17 protein-coding genes and 1 pseudogene are annotated in these 15,313 nt (G+C 73.1%); 10 read left to right on the top strand and 8 right to left on the bottom strand.

Annotated features, from left to right (window positions below):
- A partial coding sequence (locus CR938_RS11950) for an IS5 family transposase (RefSeq protein WP_162125230.1) occupies positions 1-530 on the bottom strand: 530 nt, incomplete at its 3' end.
- A gap of 99 nt (positions 531-629) precedes the next feature.
- On the opposite strand from CR938_RS11950, the gene CR938_RS11945 reads away from it, so the two are divergent.
- Complete coding sequence (locus CR938_RS11945) at positions 630-1,877, top strand: serine aminopeptidase domain-containing protein (RefSeq protein WP_281350273.1); 1,248 nt, start codon at positions 630-632, stop codon at positions 1,875-1,877.
- Positions 1,878-1,940: 63 nt separating this feature from the next.
- Here the strand turns inward: CR938_RS11945 and CR938_RS11940 are convergent, their stop codons facing one another.
- The 4 genes from CR938_RS11940 to surE are packed head-to-tail and all read right to left on the bottom strand — an operon-like array spanning position 1,941 to position 4,907.
- A complete protein-coding gene (locus tag CR938_RS11940; RefSeq protein WP_162125228.1) occupies positions 1,941-2,756 on the bottom strand; it encodes a peptidoglycan DD-metalloendopeptidase family protein in 816 nt (271 codons plus the stop codon).
- A gap of 36 nt (positions 2,757-2,792) precedes the next feature.
- Entirely contained in the window at positions 2,793-3,437 is a 645-nt protein-coding gene (locus CR938_RS11935) for an exopolysaccharide biosynthesis protein (protein WP_162125227.1), read from the bottom strand.
- 4 nt (positions 3,438-3,441) lie between these two features.
- Entirely contained in the window at positions 3,442-4,119 is a 678-nt protein-coding gene (locus CR938_RS11930) for a protein-L-isoaspartate(D-aspartate) O-methyltransferase (RefSeq protein ID WP_162125226.1), read from the bottom strand.
- Positions 4,116-4,907 carry a 5'/3'-nucleotidase SurE gene (gene surE, locus CR938_RS11925; protein WP_162125225.1) on the bottom strand — a complete coding sequence of 264 codons (792 nt, stop codon included), beginning with the start codon at positions 4,905-4,907 and terminating at the stop codon, positions 4,116-4,118. Before surE ends, CR938_RS11930 begins: the two co-directional genes overlap by 4 nt.
- A 103-nt stretch (positions 4,908-5,010) precedes the next feature.
- Here surE and CR938_RS11920 point away from each other — a divergent pair, with 103 nt between their 5' ends.
- The 6 genes from CR938_RS11920 to CR938_RS11895 are packed head-to-tail and all read left to right on the top strand — an operon-like array spanning position 5,011 to position 9,775.
- Positions 5,011-5,535 (top strand): Smr/MutS family protein, encoded by a 525-nt coding sequence (locus CR938_RS11920; RefSeq protein WP_162125224.1) that lies wholly within the window; start codon positions 5,011-5,013, stop codon positions 5,533-5,535.
- Between the two features lie 48 nt (positions 5,536-5,583).
- On the top strand, positions 5,584-6,609 hold the full coding sequence (lpxD, locus tag CR938_RS11915; RefSeq protein WP_211365227.1) for a UDP-3-O-(3-hydroxymyristoyl)glucosamine N-acyltransferase: 1,026 nt from the start codon (positions 5,584-5,586) through the stop codon (positions 6,607-6,609).
- Positions 6,606-7,064, top strand: a complete 459-nt coding sequence (gene fabZ, locus CR938_RS11910; protein WP_162125222.1) for a 3-hydroxyacyl-ACP dehydratase FabZ — start codon at positions 6,606-6,608, stop codon at positions 7,062-7,064. Before lpxD ends, fabZ begins: the two co-directional genes overlap by 4 nt.
- 31 nt (positions 7,065-7,095) lie before the next feature.
- On the top strand, positions 7,096-7,887 hold the full coding sequence (gene lpxA / locus CR938_RS11905) for an acyl-ACP--UDP-N-acetylglucosamine O-acyltransferase (RefSeq protein ID WP_162125221.1): 792 nt from the start codon (positions 7,096-7,098) through the stop codon (positions 7,885-7,887).
- 2 nt (positions 7,888-7,889) lie between these two features.
- Entirely contained in the window at positions 7,890-9,077 is a 1,188-nt protein-coding gene (gene lpxB / locus CR938_RS11900; RefSeq protein WP_162125220.1) for a lipid-A-disaccharide synthase, read from the top strand.
- Positions 9,078-9,100: 23 nt separating this feature from the next.
- A complete protein-coding gene (locus CR938_RS11895) occupies positions 9,101-9,775 on the top strand; it encodes a ribonuclease HII (protein ID WP_246191079.1) in 675 nt (224 codons plus the stop codon).
- An 82-nt stretch (positions 9,776-9,857) separates the two neighbouring features.
- On the opposite strand, the gene CR938_RS11890 is transcribed toward CR938_RS11895, so the two are convergent.
- On the bottom strand, positions 9,858-10,337 hold the full coding sequence (locus tag CR938_RS11890; RefSeq protein WP_162125218.1) for an FKBP-type peptidyl-prolyl cis-trans isomerase: 480 nt from the start codon (positions 10,335-10,337) through the stop codon (positions 9,858-9,860).
- A gap of 124 nt (positions 10,338-10,461) precedes the next feature.
- On the opposite strand from CR938_RS11890, the gene CR938_RS11885 reads away from it, so the two are divergent.
- Complete coding sequence (locus CR938_RS11885; protein WP_162125217.1) at positions 10,462-10,971, top strand: C40 family peptidase; 510 nt, start codon at positions 10,462-10,464, stop codon at positions 10,969-10,971.
- 109 nt (positions 10,972-11,080) lie between these two features.
- The gene (locus CR938_RS11880; protein WP_246191078.1) at positions 11,081-11,920 is read left to right on the top strand and encodes a C40 family peptidase; all 840 of its coding nucleotides are present in this window, start codon (positions 11,081-11,083) and stop codon (positions 11,918-11,920) included.
- 92 nt (positions 11,921-12,012) lie between these two features.
- Here the strand turns inward: CR938_RS11880 and CR938_RS11875 are convergent, their stop codons facing one another.
- A complete protein-coding gene (locus CR938_RS11875; protein WP_162125215.1) occupies positions 12,013-13,293 on the bottom strand; it encodes a dicarboxylate/amino acid:cation symporter in 1,281 nt (426 codons plus the stop codon).
- Positions 13,294-13,496: 203 nt separating this feature from the next.
- Here CR938_RS11875 and CR938_RS11870 point away from each other — a divergent pair, with 203 nt between their 5' ends.
- Positions 13,497-15,188 carry an alkaline phosphatase family protein gene (locus tag CR938_RS11870; protein WP_162125214.1) on the top strand — a complete coding sequence of 564 codons (1,692 nt, stop codon included), beginning with the start codon at positions 13,497-13,499 and terminating at the stop codon, positions 15,186-15,188.
- Positions 15,189-15,204: 16 nt separating this feature from the next.
- Here the strand turns inward: CR938_RS11870 and CR938_RS11865 are convergent.
- A pseudogene (locus CR938_RS11865) lies at positions 15,205-15,313 on the bottom strand (IS110 family transposase); the annotation flags it as partial.

The raw sequence follows: 15,313 nt of genomic DNA, 5'->3' as shown, positions 1-15,313 counted from the left end.
GCGTTGCGATGCCCACCACCCGGTGGGTCCTTCGGCGTCCCATCCTTGGGACGGAAGCTCTTGTGCGAGGCCCACGCCTGCAGCAGCGTGCCGTCGACCGAGAAATGCCCGTCCGACATCAGGCCCCGCTTTTCCGCCAACCGCACCACCTCGGCCAGAAACTCGCTCGCCACCTCGTTTCCGTTCAAACGATCCCGGTTCTTCGAGAACACGGAGTGATCCCAGACCGGCTCGTCGATCGCGATACCGACGAACCAGCGGAACAGCAGGTTGTAGTGGAGCTGCTCCATCAGCATCCGCTCGCTCCGGATCGAGTAGAACAGCTGCAGCAGCTGCGCCCGCATCAGTTTCTCCGGCGCGATGGAGGCGCGGCCGGTATCGGCGTACAGCGCCGAAAACAGGCCGCTCATGCGCCTGAGCGCCTCATCGGCCAGCTCCCGAATGGATCGAAGCGGATGGTTCGCCGGGACGAAGTCGGCGAGCTTGGCGACCGTGAACAACGATTCCCGAGTGACGTCTGCACCGCGCATCCCACGCCCTCCACTATGGCTGAGGTCGATATCGCAAACAGAGGGCTTGAAAGCAAGCTCTGGCGCGGGAGAATTTCAACAAGCTGCTAGGCCCGTGCCCTGGCTGAACGCGGCCTGGCGGCGCTGGCCTTCGACTTCCGCGGCTGGGGCCGCAGCGGCGGCGACCGGCGCCAGTTCGAGGACCCGGCGCGCAAGGTCGAGGACATCGAGGCGGCGCTCGGCTTCCTGGCCACCCACCCGGCGGTGGACGCCACGCGCCTGGGCGGCCTGGGCATCTGCGTCGGTGCCGGCTACATGGCCCATGCCGCCGCCCGCGCGCCGGCCATGCGCGCGCTGGCGCTGGTCGCCCCCTGGCTGCACGACCGCGCGGTGCTGGAGGAAACCTACGGCGGCGCCGCGGGTGTGGACGCGCTGCTCCGCGCCGGCGACGAGGCCGAGGCCCGCTTCCGCAAAACCGGGCGGCAGACGTTCGTGCCCATCGCCAGCCGCACCGACCGCGGCGCGCTGATGTTCGACGTGCCCTACTACACCGAGCCGGACCGCGGCCTGGTCCCGGACTGGCGCAATGAGGCCGACCCGGCCTTCTGGCGCGGCTGGCTGGAGTTCGACGGCATCGCCATCGCCCCGGCGGTGGCCCGGCCGGTGTTGCTGGTGCACAGCGAGGCGGCCGCCATCCCGCAGGGCGCGCGCCGCTTCTTCGAGGGCCTGGCCGGGCCGAAGGAGGCGCTGTGGCTGGAGGGGGTGCCGCAGTTCGACTTCTACGACGCCGACGGCCCGGTCACGCCGCGGCGGATGCGGCCGTGGCGTACTTCCGGCGCTGGCTGGCGGCCGGCGGGGCGGCGGCGCGATGAGCCGGTTCGGCCTCCTGCGCAGCCCCCTGCGGGCGCTGCGGGCCGCCGGCGCGGCCGCGCACGCCGAGATCGCCGGGGTGGTCGCCGGCATCGGCCTGTTCGCCGACCTGCGCGCCTGGCCGCGGCTGGAGCGCCTGCTCGCGCCGCAGGTCGAGCTCGACTACACCAGCCTGTTCGGCGGCCAGCCCGCGGCCCTGGAACGGGCCGCACTGCTGGCACAGTGGCAGGCACTGCTGCCGGGCTTCGACGCCACCAGCCCCTGGTCACCAACACCCACGTCGAAGGCGCCGGCGCGGTGGCCACCGCCCCCCGCCACGTACGGGCCACGCACTGGATCGGCACGGAGTCGTGGACGGTCGGCGGGATCTACACCCACCGTCTGGAACGCGGCGCCGACGGCTGGCGGGTGACCCGCATGCGCCTGCAGCGGCTGTACGAGGAAGGCGACCGCGGGCTGGTGGAGCGTGCGGCGCGGCGCGCCGCCGCCGCACGCTGACCGGCGCGGGCGGTACGGCGGCCGGGCCGGGCCGGGCCGGGCCGGGCCGCGGCGGCGCGGCCGCTACCGCTTGGGCAGGTAGCGCAGCGGATCGACCGGCTTGCCGTTGTAGCGGATCTCGAAGTGCAGCATGTCGCGGTCGGTGCCGGTGCGCCCCATCTCCGCGATCTGCTGGCCGGCCTTCACCGCCTGGCCCTCGCCGACCAGGCGCTTGCGGTTGTGGCCGTAGGCCGACAGCCAGTGCTCGTCGTGCTTGATGATGATCAGCTCGCCGTAGCCGACCAGGCCGGCGCCGGAATACACCACCACGCCGTCGGCCGCGGCGACCACCGGCTGGCCGCTGCTGCCGCCGATGTCGATGCCCTGGCGGGTGTTGTCGCCGGGGACGAAGGTCCGAAGCAGCACGCCCTGCGCGGGCCAGCGCCAGGTGAAGCCGCTGCTGGCCGGCACGCCCGGGGTGGACGCCGTCGCCGCGGGCGTGCCGGAGGGCATGCCGGAGGCCGGGCTGCTGGCCGGGCCGCCCGCGGCCGGCTTGGCGGTGCCGGTGCCGGCGGCCGGCCTGGCCGCGGTACCGCGCGCGGACGTGCTGGCGGCGGTGGCACCGGAGGCCGGGCCCAGGCGCAGGCGCTGGCCCGGATAGATCGTGTACGGCGGCTGCAGGCCGTTCCACCGCGCCAGGTCGGCGACGGCCACGCCGTGGCGCCGCGCGATGGCGTACAGGGTGTCGCCGCGCTCGACCACCACCGAGCCACCGGCCGGGGCCGGCGAGCCCGGCGTGCGCACCACCGTGCTCTTGCCGCACGCGGCCAGCAGCAGGACCAGGACGACGAGGGCGCCGAAGCGGAACCAGGGGCGTGCCGGACGGATCGTGGTGCTCATGCGGGTGCGTGTCTCCTGCTTCCTTGGGTGCGGCCGCTAGCCGGTCAGCCGCTCGAACAGGCCCTGCGCGGCCATGCCGCCGCCGCCGACCAGGACCGCGAAGTAGGCCAGGGTCCCGACGTTGGCCAGGTGCCCCAGCAGTATCGCCCCGCCGTCGCGCTGGATCATCCCGATCGCGTACAGCAGCAGGGCCAGGGCCGGCAGCGTGTTGCTGAAGGGCACGAAGCCGAACGGCGCCATCAGCAGCAGCGCGGCGAGGATGAAGGCCAGGTTGTTGGCCAGGTCCATGGCACGCCCGTCCACGAACAGGCGCAGCCGCCGCGGCCGGCTGATGCGCTCCATGCGGCGGACCCACTTCATCCCAGCCATCAGCCCCGGGCGCAGGCGGTCGGCCGGCAGCGCCCGGTCCTTCAGCCGCGCCGGCAGCCACAGCGGGCGCCGCGCCACGCGGCTCACGCCCACCAGCAGGATCGCCGCGCCGAACACGGTGCTCACGCCGGGAATGGAGACCGGGATCAGGAACACCAGCGTCAGCAGGATGGTGAGCAGCAGCAGGCCCTCGTCGCCGAGGGCATCCAGCAGTTCGCGCAGGCTCAGCCGGTCCTCCGGCAGGGCCTCGATGATCGCGGCCAGCTGCTCGCCGAGCGGGGCGTCGTGGCCGGGGCGCGGCGTGGCGGCCATGGCGTCAGTCCAGCGTCCCGGCCAGCAGCGGCACGAACACCACCGGCGCCAGCGTCCGCTCCTCGATGCCGCCGTCGGCCTTGCGCTCCAGCCGCAGCAGCGACTGCCCGGAGGCGCCGCCCACCGGCGCGACCAGCACGCCGCCCGGTGCCAGCTGCTCGACCAGGTCCGGCACCAGCGCCGGGGCCGCGGCGGTGACCAGGATGGCGTCGAACGGCGCGTACTCCGGCCAGCCGATGCGGCCATCGTCGTGCTTGCTGCGCACGTTCAGGCCCAGCGAGCGGAAGCGCTTGCGCGCCTGCCGCAGCAGGTCCCCGATGCGCTCGACGGTGTAGACCTCCAGCCCCAGCGCGGCCAGCACCGCGGCCTGGTAGCCCGAGCCGGTCCCCACCTCCAGCACCTTCTTCGGCCCGGCGGAGAGCACTTCCTCGGTCATGCGCGCCACCACCCACGGCTGCGAGATGGTCTGGCCGTGGCCGATGGGCAAGGCGGTGTCCTCGTAGGCACGGCTGGCCAGCGCCTCGTCCACGAACAGGTGGCGCGGCAGCGTGCGGATCACGTTGAGCACGCGCTCGTCGGCGATGCCCGCCTCGCGCAGGCGCTCGGCCAGGCGGTCGCGCACGCGCTGCGAGGTCATGCCCACGCCCACCGCCTGGGGCTGCAGCCGCAGACGCGCCATCATGCTGTGCCCTCCCTCGCGCCGGCCAGCGTGGCGGTGAGCCCGCCGACCCAGCCGGCGACCTTCTCCAGCGCCTGGTAGCGGGTCAGGTCCACGTGGATCGGCGTGATCGAGATGTGGCCGGTGCGCACCGCGTGGAAGTCGGTGCCGGGGCCGGCGTCCTGCTCCGGGCCGGCCGGGCCGATCCAGTACACGGTGTTGCCGCGCGGGTCCGGCTGCGGGATGCACGCCTCGGCGCGGTGGCGGTTGCCCAGGCGGGTGACCTCGAAGCCGCGCAGCCGCTCCCAGGGCAGATCCGGCACGTTGACGTTGAGGATGGTGTCGGCCGGCAGCGGATCGGCACCCAGGCGCGCCACGATCTCCACGGCCGCGCGCGCGGCCGTGGCGTAGTGCTCGCCCTGGTGGTTGCGGGTCACCAGCGACACCGCCACCGCCGGCAGGCCGAGGAAACGTCCTTCCATCGCCGCCGACACGGTGCCGGAATAGATCACGTCGTCGCCCAGGTTGGCGCTGTTGTTGATGCCCGAGACCACGATGTCCGGCTCGAACTCGAACATCCCGGTCAGCGCCAGGTGCACGCAGTCGGTCGGCGTGCCGGCCACCGAGCAGGTGTAGTGGTCCAGCCGCTTGACCCGGATCGGCAGGTCCAGCGTCAGCGAGTTGCTGGCGCCGGAGCGGTCGCGGTCGGGCGCGACCACGTAGACCTCGTGGCCGGCCTCGCGCAGGCCCCGGGCCAGGGCGTGGATGCCCGGAGCGTCCACACCGTCGTCATTGCTTACCAGTACGCGCATGGGCTTCCTCGGAAACGGACGCATGATACCGGAAGCGTCCGCCCGGGTTCCCGGCACCGGCGCACACGCTTGCGCCCGGCGCCGCTGCCGATACCCTGTGCCCATGCACGAGGACGAAGACGACGACGCCGCGCTGTTCCGCGCCGCGGTGGGCAAGGTGGTGCCGCTGCGCAAGGGCGCGGCGCACGTCCCGGAACGGCCGCGGCCGCGCCCGGCGCGGCGGCCGGCGGAGACGCAGGCCGAACGCCTGGACCGCCTGGCCGACACGCCCGAGGCGCTGCTGCTGCGCGGCGATCCTTCCGCCTTCCGCCGCGAGCGCGTCAACGCGCGCACCTGGCAGCGCCTGCGCCGCGGCCAGTTCGCCGTGCAGGACGAGCTGGACCTGCACGGCGCCAGCGCGCTGCAGGCCGAGACCATGCTGGCGCGCTTCCTGGCCGAGGCGGTGGCCGCAGGCTACGGGTGCGTACGGATCATCCACGGCAAGGGCAGCGCCGAGCCGGGCGTGCCGGTGCTCAAGAACCTCGTGGACCGCCTGCTGCGCCAGCGCGGCGAGGTGCTGGCCTTCCATTCGGCGCCGCCGGCGCAGGGCGGCACCGGCGCGCTGCTGGTGCTGCTGGCGCGGCGCTGAGCCGTGCGAGGGGCTGGGGAGCTCCCGCGTAAGGCTAGAATGCGCGGCATGGAAACCCCCGCCTACACCGCCGCCGAACTGGCCGAACGCTTCTCCCTGCAGCTCCATGGCGACGGCCGGACGGTCGTGCGCGGCGTGGCCACACTGGCCAATGCCGGGCCGGAACAGCTGGCCTTCCTCGCCAACCCGCGCTACCGCCCGCAGCTGGCCGCCGCACGCGCCGGCGTGGTGGTGGTGCGCGCCGACGACGCGGAGGCCGTGCCCGGCACCGCGCTGGTGGCGCGCGATCCCTACGCGGCCTTCGCCCGCATCGCCGCGCTGTTCGAGCGGGTACCGGTGCGCGAGCCGGGCATCCACCCCTCGGCGGTGATCGACCCCGATGCGGAGGTCTCGCCGCAGGCGCACATCGGCCCGTTCGTCACCATCGGCGCGCGCAGCCGCGTGGCCGCCGGCTGCGTCATCGGCCCGGGCTGCGTGATCGGCGAGGACTGCGAGCTGGGCGAGGGCTGCGAGCTGGTGGCACGGGTCACGCTGGTGACGCGCGTGCGCCTGGGCAGGCGCGTGCGCATCCTGCCGGGGGCGGTGCTGGGCGCCCCCGGCTTCGGCCTGGCGATGGAGAACGGGCGCTGGATCAACGTGCCGCAGCTCGGCGGCGTGGTGGTGGGCGACGACTGCGAGATCGGCGCCAACACCTGCATCGACCGCGGCGCGCTCGAGGACACCGTGCTCGAGGAGGACGTGCGCCTGGACAACCTGGTGCAGATCGGCCACAACGTGCGCATCGGCGCGCACACCGCCATGGCCGGCTGTTCGGCCGCAGCCGGCAGCGCGCGCATCGGCCGCTACTGCCTGGTCGGCGGCGGCGCCGGCATCCTCGGCCACCTGGAGGTGACCGACAAGGTCACGGTCACCGCCATGTCGCTGGTCACCCACTCCATCCGCGAGCCGGGCGAGTACTCCTCCGGCACGCCGCTGACGGACAACCGCACCTGGCGCAAGAACGCGGCCCGCTTCAAGCAGCTGGACGCGCTGGCGCGCAGGGTCAACGCTTCCCTCCAGGAAAGTCCCGAATGAACGAAAACGTGCAACTTCCTGTCGACGTCAACACCATCCGGGAGCTGATCCCGCACCGTTATCCGTTCCTGCTCGTTGACCGGGTGGTGGAACTGGACCTCGAGGGCAAGCGCATCGTCGCCCGCAAGAACGTCACCATCAACGAACCGTTCTTCCAGGGCCACTTCCCCGGGCAGCCGATCATGCCGGGCGTGCTGATCATCGAGGCCCTGGCCCAGGCCGGCGGCGTGCTGACCCAGCTGTCGCTGGGCCGCGACGCACAGTCCAAGCTGTTCTACATGGTCAAGGTGGAGAACGCCCGCTTCAGCAAGCAGGTGGTGCCGGGCGACGTGCTGGAGCTGCACGTGCAGATCAAGCGCGTCATCCGCAACATGGCCGTGTACTACGGCGAGGCCAAGGTCGACGGCGAGGTGGTCGCCTGCGCCGAGGTGCTCTGCGCCGGAACCCGCGAATGACCCCGTCCACCCCCACGCCGGGAGTCCCGCGATGAACGATTCCTCCACCCGCATCCATCCCACCGCCGTGGTCGATCCCGGCGCGCGCCTGGGCCAGGGCGTGACCGTGGGCGCCTTCACCTACATCGGGCCGGAGGTCGAGATCGGCGACGGCTGCCAGATCGGCCCGCACTGCAGCTTCACCGGGCCGACCCGCATCGGCCGCGACAACCGCTTCGTCGGCCACGCGGCCATCGGCGGCGACCCGCAGGACAAGAAGTTCGGCGGCGAGCGCACCGAGCTGGTGATCGGCGACCGCAACCTGTTCCGCGAGTTCGTCACCCTCAACCGCGGCACCGGCAACGGCGGCGGCGTCACCCGCATCGGCAACGACAACTGGATGCTGGCCTACACGCACGTGGCCCACGACTGCATCGTCGGCAACAACTGCGTGTTCTCCAACAACACCACCCTCGCCGGCCACGTCGTCGTGGACGACTGGGTGATCATGAGCGGCTTCTCCGGTGCCCACCAGTTCTGCCGCATCGGCGCCCACGCCTTCATCGGCATGGGCGCGCTGGTCAACGGCGACGTGCCGCCCTACACCATGGTCGGCGGCAACTCGCTGGGCCGGCCGCGCGGCATCAACACCGAGGGCCTGAAGCGCCGCGGCTTCTCGCCCGAGCGCATCGCCGCGATCAAGCGCGCCTACCGCACCCTGTACGTGGCCGGCCTGCCGCTGGCCGAGGCGCGCGAGAAGCTGGCCGAACAGGCGCAGTCCAGCGAGGACGTGCGCCTGCTGGTCGAGTTCCTGGGAGGCGGCGAACGGCCGCTGCTGCGCTGAGCATGGACGCGCCCGGTCCCGCCAGCGCCGGCCTGCGCATCGCCCTGGTCGCCGGGGAGGCCTCCGGCGACGCGCTCGGCGCCGGCCTGGTCGCCGCGCTGCGCCGCCGCTTCCCGGCCGCGGAAGTCGCCGGCATCGGTGGCGACGCCATGCGCGCGGCCGGCGTGCAGACCTGGAACGACGCCAGCGAGCTGGCGGTGATGGGCCTGGCCGAGGTGCTGCGCCACCTGCCGCGCCTGCTGCGCCTGCGCAACGAGTTCCGCCAGAGGGTGCTGGACTGGCGTCCGGACGTGTTCGTCGGCATCGACGCGCCGGATTTCAACCTCGGCGTGGAGCGCTGGCTGCGCCAGCGCGGCGTGCGCACCGTGCACTACGTCAGCCCCTCGGTGTGGGCCTGGCGCGAGGGCCGCGCGGAGAAGATCGGCGCCAGCGCCGACCGGGTGCTGTGCCTGTTCCCGATGGAGCCGGAGATCTACGCCCGCCACGGCGTGGACGCGCGCTTCGTCGGCCACCCGATGGCCGACGAGATGCCACTGGAGCCGGACCGCGCTGCGGCGCGCGCGCCCCTGGGCCTGCCGGCCGGTGCCCGGGTGCTGGCGGTGCTGCCGGGCAGCCGCCTGGGCGAGATCGAACGCCTGGGCGGGATCTTCTTCGAAGCCGCCTGGCGGGTGATGGAAGCCATCCCGGAGCTGCGCGTGGTGGTGCCGGCCGCCAACGAGGCCTGCAGCGGCCTGCTGCGCCAGCAGCTGGCCGCCTCCGCCCTGCCGGAGCGGCAGTGCCTGCTGTTGCAGGGCCAGGCACGCACCGTGCTCGACGCGGCCGACGTGGGGCTGCTGGCCTCGGGCACGGCGGCCCTGGAGGCGATGCTGGCCAAGCGGCCGATGGTGGTCGGCTACCGCGTCGCCCCGCTGACCTACGGCCTGGTGCGCCTGCTGGGCCTGCTCAAGGTGGACCGCTACGCGCTGCCCAACGTGCTGGCCGGCGAGGACCTGGCGCCGGAGCTGATGCAGGACGACTGCACCCCCGACCGCCTGGCCGACGCGGTGCTGCACTGGTTCCGCTCGCCGGAGGCGGTGGCCGCGCTGCAGCCGCGCTACCGCGACCTGCACCTGCAGCTGCGCCAGGACGCCTCGGCGCGCGCGGCCGAGGCGATCGCGTCCCTGCCCGGCCTGGCGGAGGCGCGGCGGTGAGCCGGCGCGGCCGGCCCGGCGACATCGGCACCGGGCTGTTCCCGGTGGACCGCCGCCAGCTGCGCGTGTGCGGCGTGGACGAAGCCGGGCGCGGCCCGCTGGCCGGCCCGGTGGCGGTGGCCGCGGTGGTGCTGGATCCCGCACGCCGCATCCGCGGCCTGGACGACTCCAAGAAGCTCACCCCCGCCGAGCGCGAGGCCCTGTACCCGCGCATCCTCGAGCGCGCCCTGGCCTGGCACGTGGAGATGGTGCCGGTGGAGGAAATCGACCGGCTCAACATCCTGCAGGCCACCCTGGAGGGCATGCGCCGGGCCATCTGCGCCCTGCAGCCGCCGGTGGAGCTGGCCCGCATCGACGGCAACATGGTTCCACGCGGCCTGCCCTGCATGGCCGAGGCCCTGGTCGGCGGCGACGGCCTGGAGCGCGCGATCATGGCCGCCTCGATCCTGGCCAAGGTCAGCCGCGACCGGCTGATGGCCCGGCTGCACGAGCAGTACCCCGAGTACGGCTTCGACGTGCACAAGGGCTACCCGACCCCGGCGCACCTGGCCGCACTGCAGCGCCACGGCCCCTGCCCGCAGCACCGGCGCAGCTTTGCCCCGGTGCGCGAGGCCCTGGCCCGCCTGGCCGGCGCGCCGGCGCCGGAGCCGGAGCCGGCCGTGGCGCCCGCACCGCAGCCCATGCCGCTGCCGGCCTGAACGGCCGGGCGGCGCCGTCCGCGGCCGGAAACGCGGACGGCCCGCCGAAGCGGGCCGTCCCGGGTGCCACCGGCGGCAGGGCTCAGTGCTCGTGGCCGCCGTCGCCGTGCACGTGGCCGTGCTCGATCTCCTCGGCGGTGGCCTCGCGCACTTCCACGATCTCCACGTCGAAGTGCAGGTCCTTGCCCGCCATCGGGTGGTTCAGGTCCACATCCACCACGCTCAGGCCGACCTTCTGCACGGTCACCGCGCGCGGACCGAAGTTGGTCTGCAGGACCACCTGCATGCCCGGCTGCAGGCGCATGTCGCCGAAGTGCTTCTTCGGGATGCGCTGGACCAGGCCCTCGCGGCGCTCGCCGTAGGCCTCGGCCGCCGGCACGTCCACCGAGAAGCTGTCGCCGGCCTGGCGGTCCTGCATGGCGGCCTCCAGGCCCGGGATGATGTTGTTGTGGCCGATCAGGATCGCGATCGGCTCGCGGTCCTTGGAGCTCTCCAGGGGCGGCTGGCCAACCTCGGAAACGGTGTAGTGGAAACGGACGACGCGGTCTTTTTCGATCTTCATGCGGGACTCGGGCTGGCTGCCGCCGCCATGGGCAGCAGGAGGTGGACGGCTTGTCGGCCGCGGGGGAAGCGGCCAAGATGGCCGCGTGAGGAAAGCTTTGCATTATCCCGCCCCTGTCCCGCGCATGCCAGCACCGGCGCGCGCGGCCTTGGCCGCCGTGGTGCTGGCCGCGCTGCTGGCCGGCTGCGGCCGCGAGGCGGTACGCCCCGCCGCGCCCGCCTCCACCCGGGCCTGGCCGCAGGTGGCCCCGTCCGATCCGGCCGCCGCCAACGCGGTGATCCTGCGCGCACCCAGCCTGGTCGGCCCGCCCTACCGCTACGGCGGCAGCAGCCCGGAGACCGGCTTCGACTGCTCCGGCCTGGTCAACTACGTGTACCGCGACATGCTGGACCTGCGCCTGCCGCGCAGCTCGCGCGAGCTGGCCCGGCTGCAGGGCCCGAAGCTGCCGCCCGAGCGCCTGGCCGCCGGCGACCTGGTGTTCTTCGGCTCCGGTGGCCAGGTCAACCACGTGGGCATCTACGTGGGCGAGGGCCGTTTCGTCCACGCCCCCAGCACCGGCGGCACGGTCCGCCTGGACCACCTGGACTCGCCCTACGGGCGCCAGCACTACACCGGCGCGCGCCGGGTCCTTTGACCGGAAACGTGACCGCGGGCCGACCGGCAAACGGAAATTTAACTTTTTGTGAACATCAGGGCCGCGTGAAGGCGGCATCATGCGGCTTTCACCGTTTCCCGACCGCCGCGTGACGGCCGACGACCTGACCGCAGGCCCGCGAGCCGCCACTGCCGTCCGCTCCGCGCGGTCGGTCCGCCTCCTCCTCTCCCTCGCGCTGGCCGGCGTGGCCGGCCCGCTGCCGGCCGCCCCCGCGCCGGAACCGGCGCCGGTCGTGCCCGAGCCGCTGGCGGTCGAGTCCGCGGGCACCGCCCCGGCGGCGGCCACGCCCGCACCGGCGGGCGTCCCGGGCCAGGCCACGCAGGGCGGCACCGGGGCCGGCACCGCCAGCGGCGGCCTGCGCCGCCGGGCGGATGCCGCCGCCAGCGCCACCCTGGCCGCCCTGCTCCCGCACCTGGGACCGGGCGATGGCCTGCCGCTGCTGGAGAGCTCGGCCAACTTCGCCGGCGACGTCAACCGCCTGCTCGCCGCCACCCAGCAGGAGGCCGGCCAGGACGCCACCGCGCCCCCGGCGCAGGCCGAAGGCCGCGTGCAGCAGGTGCTGAAGGCCGCCGTGTCGCTGCTGGGCACGCCCTACCGCTGGGGCGGCAGCTCGCCGGACAGCGGCTTCGACTGCAGCGGTCTGGTCAGTTACGTGTTCCGCAGCGCCCTGGGCATCGAGCTGCCGCGCGCCTCCCGGGAGATGGCCGCGCAGGTGCGCGGCGAGCTGATCCGCGACCGCGACCGCCTCAACCCGGGCGATCTGGTGTTCTTCGGTCCCGGCCGCATCAACCACGTGGGCATCTACGTGGGCAACGGCATGTTCCTGCACGCTCCCAGCCGCGGCAAGGACGTGCGCGTGGACAGCCTGGCCAGCGGCTACTGGGCCAACCGCTTCCTGCAGGCCCGCCGGGTCGAACCGGGCAGCTAACTGACCCCGCCCGCGTCGCGGCTCCCCGGACGGCCCGCACTGCGCGGGCCGTTCCGCGTTCCCGGCACCCTCCGGGCGCGGCCGCCTGCCCCTCAGCCGGCGCGGTCGCGCTCCGGATCCTCCAGACCGACGTTGCTGGAGGCGGCCTCGTACACGCCACGGTCGAGCAGGCCGGTCTCCTTGGCCACCAGCACCGGCACCAGCATCTGCCCGGTCACGTTGGTCATGGTCCGCATCATGTCGAGGATGCGGTCGATGGCCACCAGGTAGCCGATACCCTCCAGCGGCAGGCCCGCGGCCGACAGCACCAGGGTCACCATGACCGTGGCCGTGCCCGGCACGCCGGCGGTGCCGAAACTGCCCAGCACCGAGGCCAGCAGGATCACGAAGTACTGGTTCACCGACAGGTCCAGGCCGAAGTACTGGGCCACGAACACGCTGGTCAGGGCCGGATAGATGGCGCCGCAACCGTCCATCTTGATGCTGGCGCCCAGCGGCACGGCGAAGGCGGCGTAGTCGCGGTCCACGCCAAGGTTGTGGGTGACGCTGCGCAGGGCCACCGGCATGGAGGCGAAGCTGGAGGAGCTGACGAAGGCCACCTGCATGCCCGGCGCGGCGCCGCGGAAGAAGCGCACCGGGTTGAGCCCGTGCGCCAGCAGCAGGCCACCGTAGGTGAGCACGATGTGCAGGGCACAGGCCAGGTACAGGGCCAGCACGAAGTTGCCCAGCGGCAGCAGCTTCTCGAAGCCGTAGCTGCCCACCAGCCCGGCGATCAGACCGAAGGTGCCCAGCGGCGTCATCTCCAGGACGAAACGGGTCACCTGGATCATCGCCTCGCTGGCCTCGCCGGCCAGTGCGCGCAGCCGCGCGGTGCGCTCGCCCAGCTTGACCAGGGCAAAGCCCAGCAGGCCGGCGAAGAAGATCACCTGCAGGATCTTGCCCTCGGTCAGCGCCCTGAACGGGTTGGCCGGCACCACGTCCAGCAGCACGTGCACCGGATCGGGCACTTCGCGCGGGCTGTAGTCCGGTGCCATCTCCAGGCCGCTGAGACCGTAGCCGGGCTTGAGCACCAGGCCCACCACCAGGCCGACCAGCACCGCCAGGGTGGCGGTGACGGCGAACCACAGGAAGGTGCGCCCGCCCAGCGCCGCCACCGACTTCTGCCCGTGCAGCGAGGCCACCGCGTTGACCACCGCGAACAGCACCAGCGGCACCGCGATCATGCGGATCAGGTTGACGTAGACCGTGCCCAGCGGGCCCAGCCAGGTCTGCGCCGCCGGGCCCAGCAGCCAGCCGGCCAGGGCGCCGAGCACGAAGCCGCCAAGCACGCGCTGCCAGAAGGGAATGGCCAGCCAGGCCTTGACCAGGTTCATCTGCAATCCGGGATGCTGCAATGGCGGAACGATACCCGGATGCAACCGGGCTGGCGATGCTGCCACTGGAACGCCGATATGTCATAGGCACGACATTGGCAACGTCCGATAATGCGCGCCCCACCCACCACGCACGCACCGTGGCCGTGGCCGCGCGCCAGCGCGGACCTGGCGCGGCCACCTGCGCCGATTCCGGACCCGCAATGCCCCGTCATACCCGCGCCCTGCCCCTGGCCCTGCTCTCCGCCCTGCTGCCCGCCGCCTGCGCCAGCACCCCGCCCACGGCTCCTGCGCCGGCCAGCGCACCGCGGGTGCAGGTTCCGGCCATCGCCCATCCCGATGGCGAGACCCCGCAGTGGTGGTACCGCAACGGCGCCGCGGCCGCCGCGGCCAATGGCGCCATGTCGGGCAAGGCGAAGAACGTCATCCTGTTCCTCGGCGACGGCATGAGCCTGACCACGGTGGCCGCCGCGCGCATCTTCGAAGGCCAGCGCAACGGTCGCCCCGGCGAGGAGAACCTGCTCAGCTGGGAGCGCTTCCCGCACACCGCCTTCAGCAAGACCTACAACACCGATGCCCAGACCCCGGACTCGGCCGGCACCATGACCGCCATCACCACCGGGGTGAAGACCCACATGGGCGCCATCGGCGTGTCCGCCGGCAAGCGCAACGACTGCGCCGACAGCCTGGGCAAGCACCGGCTGACCTGGCTGCAGCTGGCCGACGCCGCCGGCATGGCCACCGGCATCGTCAGCACCGCGCGCCTGACCCACGCCACCCCGGCAGCGACCTGGGCGCACTCGCCCGACCGCAACTGGGAGCACGACGCGGCCATGCCGGCCGAGGCCATCGCCCAGGGCTGCGTGGACATCGCCCGGCAGATGGTCGCCACCCCGTTCGGCCCCGGCCCGAAGGTGATGCTGGGCGGCGGCCGCGGGCAGTTCCTGCCGGTGGAGCAGCGCGATCCGGAGTACCCCGACAAGACCGGCCTGCGCCGCGACGGCCGCGACCTGGTCGCCGAATGGAAGGCCGCCCACCCCGGCGGCGTGTACGTGTGGAACCGGCAGCAGCTGGAGGCCGCCGCCGACGCCCCGGCGGTGCTGGGCCTGTTCGAGCACGACCACATGCAGTTCGAGCACGAGAAGGACCGCGCCGCCGAGCCGACCCTGGCCGAGCTGACCGCCGAGGCGATCCGGCGCCTGTCGCGCGAGCCCAACGGCTTCGTGCTGATGGTCGAGGGCGCGCGCATCGACCACGCCCACCACATGGGCAACGCCTACCGCGCCCTGGACGAGACCGTGGCCCTGTCCGAGGCGGTGCGCACCGCGGTGGAGATGACCTCGCCGGAGGACACACTGATCCTGGTCACCGCCGACCACTCGCACACGCTCAACTTCGTCGGCTATCCGGCGCGCGGCAATCCGATCCTGGACAAGGTGCGCGGCGTCAGCGGCGAGGACGCCGCGCCCGGCGAGTACGCCCTGGACGCCACCGGCCTGCCCTACACCACCCTCAGCTACGCCAACGGCCCCGGCCATACCGGCGCCAGCAACCGCCAGCCGGCCGGTCCGAAGACCTATCCGCACAACCCCTCGTCCTCGCAGCCGGCGCAGGGCCGCCCCGACCTGACCCAGGTCGACACCACCCATCCGGACTACATGCAGGAGGCGCTGGTGCCGCTGAAGACCGAGACCCACGGCGGCGAGGACGTGGGCATCTGGGCACGCGGCCCGGGCGCGGAGGCGGTGCGCGGCACCCTGGAGCAGAACACCATCTTCCACATCATCGTCCAGGCCACCCCGCGCCTGCGCGAGCGCCTGTGCCAGGCCGGCACCTGCGACGCCAACGGCGTGCCGGTGGAGCTGCCGCGCCTGGACGACTTCCGCCGGCACTGAGTAACCGTCTTCCGAGTCAAGCGCCGTGAAGCGCGTTATCCCAAGGTTTGTTGGTTCTGACCATGGCATTGAGCACGGTCAGCAGCTTGCGCATGCAAGCGACCAAGGCGACTTTGGGGCATTTG

Origin of the sequence: Pseudoxanthomonas taiwanensis, from assembly GCF_010093135.1 — a bacterium.
Taxonomy (GTDB): domain Bacteria; phylum Pseudomonadota; class Gammaproteobacteria; order Xanthomonadales; family Xanthomonadaceae; genus Pseudoxanthomonas; species Pseudoxanthomonas taiwanensis.
Note: the sequence above shows the minus strand (reverse complement) of the source record. Positions and strands in the feature narration are given on the sequence as shown.

Excerpts from the sequence above, each read along its gene's own strand:
- CR938_RS11940 (WP_162125228.1), bottom strand. The coding sequence starts at position 2,756 with ATGAGCACCACGATCCGTCCGGCACGCCCCTGGTTCCGCTTCGGCGCC.
- CR938_RS11935 (WP_162125227.1), bottom strand. The coding sequence starts at position 3,437 with ATGGCCGCCACGCCGCGCCCCGGCCACGACGCCCCGCTCGGCGAGCAG.
- CR938_RS11930 (WP_162125226.1), bottom strand. The coding sequence starts at position 4,119 with ATGATGGCGCGTCTGCGGCTGCAGCCCCAGGCGGTGGGCGTGGGCATG.
- surE (WP_162125225.1), bottom strand. The coding sequence starts at position 4,907 with ATGCGCGTACTGGTAAGCAATGACGACGGTGTGGACGCTCCGGGCATC.
- CR938_RS11920 (WP_162125224.1), top strand. The coding sequence starts at position 5,011 with ATGCACGAGGACGAAGACGACGACGCCGCGCTGTTCCGCGCCGCGGTG.
- lpxD (WP_211365227.1), top strand. The coding sequence starts at position 5,584 with ATGGAAACCCCCGCCTACACCGCCGCCGAACTGGCCGAACGCTTCTCC.
- fabZ (WP_162125222.1), top strand. The coding sequence starts at position 6,606 with ATGAACGAAAACGTGCAACTTCCTGTCGACGTCAACACCATCCGGGAG.
- lpxA (WP_162125221.1), top strand. The coding sequence starts at position 7,096 with ATGAACGATTCCTCCACCCGCATCCATCCCACCGCCGTGGTCGATCCC.
- lpxB (WP_162125220.1), top strand. The coding sequence starts at position 7,890 with ATGGACGCGCCCGGTCCCGCCAGCGCCGGCCTGCGCATCGCCCTGGTC.
- CR938_RS11890 (WP_162125218.1), bottom strand. The coding sequence starts at position 10,337 with ATGAAGATCGAAAAAGACCGCGTCGTCCGTTTCCACTACACCGTTTCC.
- CR938_RS11885 (WP_162125217.1), top strand. The coding sequence starts at position 10,462 with ATGCCAGCACCGGCGCGCGCGGCCTTGGCCGCCGTGGTGCTGGCCGCG.
- CR938_RS11875 (WP_162125215.1), bottom strand. The coding sequence starts at position 13,293 with ATGAACCTGGTCAAGGCCTGGCTGGCCATTCCCTTCTGGCAGCGCGTG.
- CR938_RS11870 (WP_162125214.1), top strand. The coding sequence starts at position 13,497 with ATGCCCCGTCATACCCGCGCCCTGCCCCTGGCCCTGCTCTCCGCCCTG.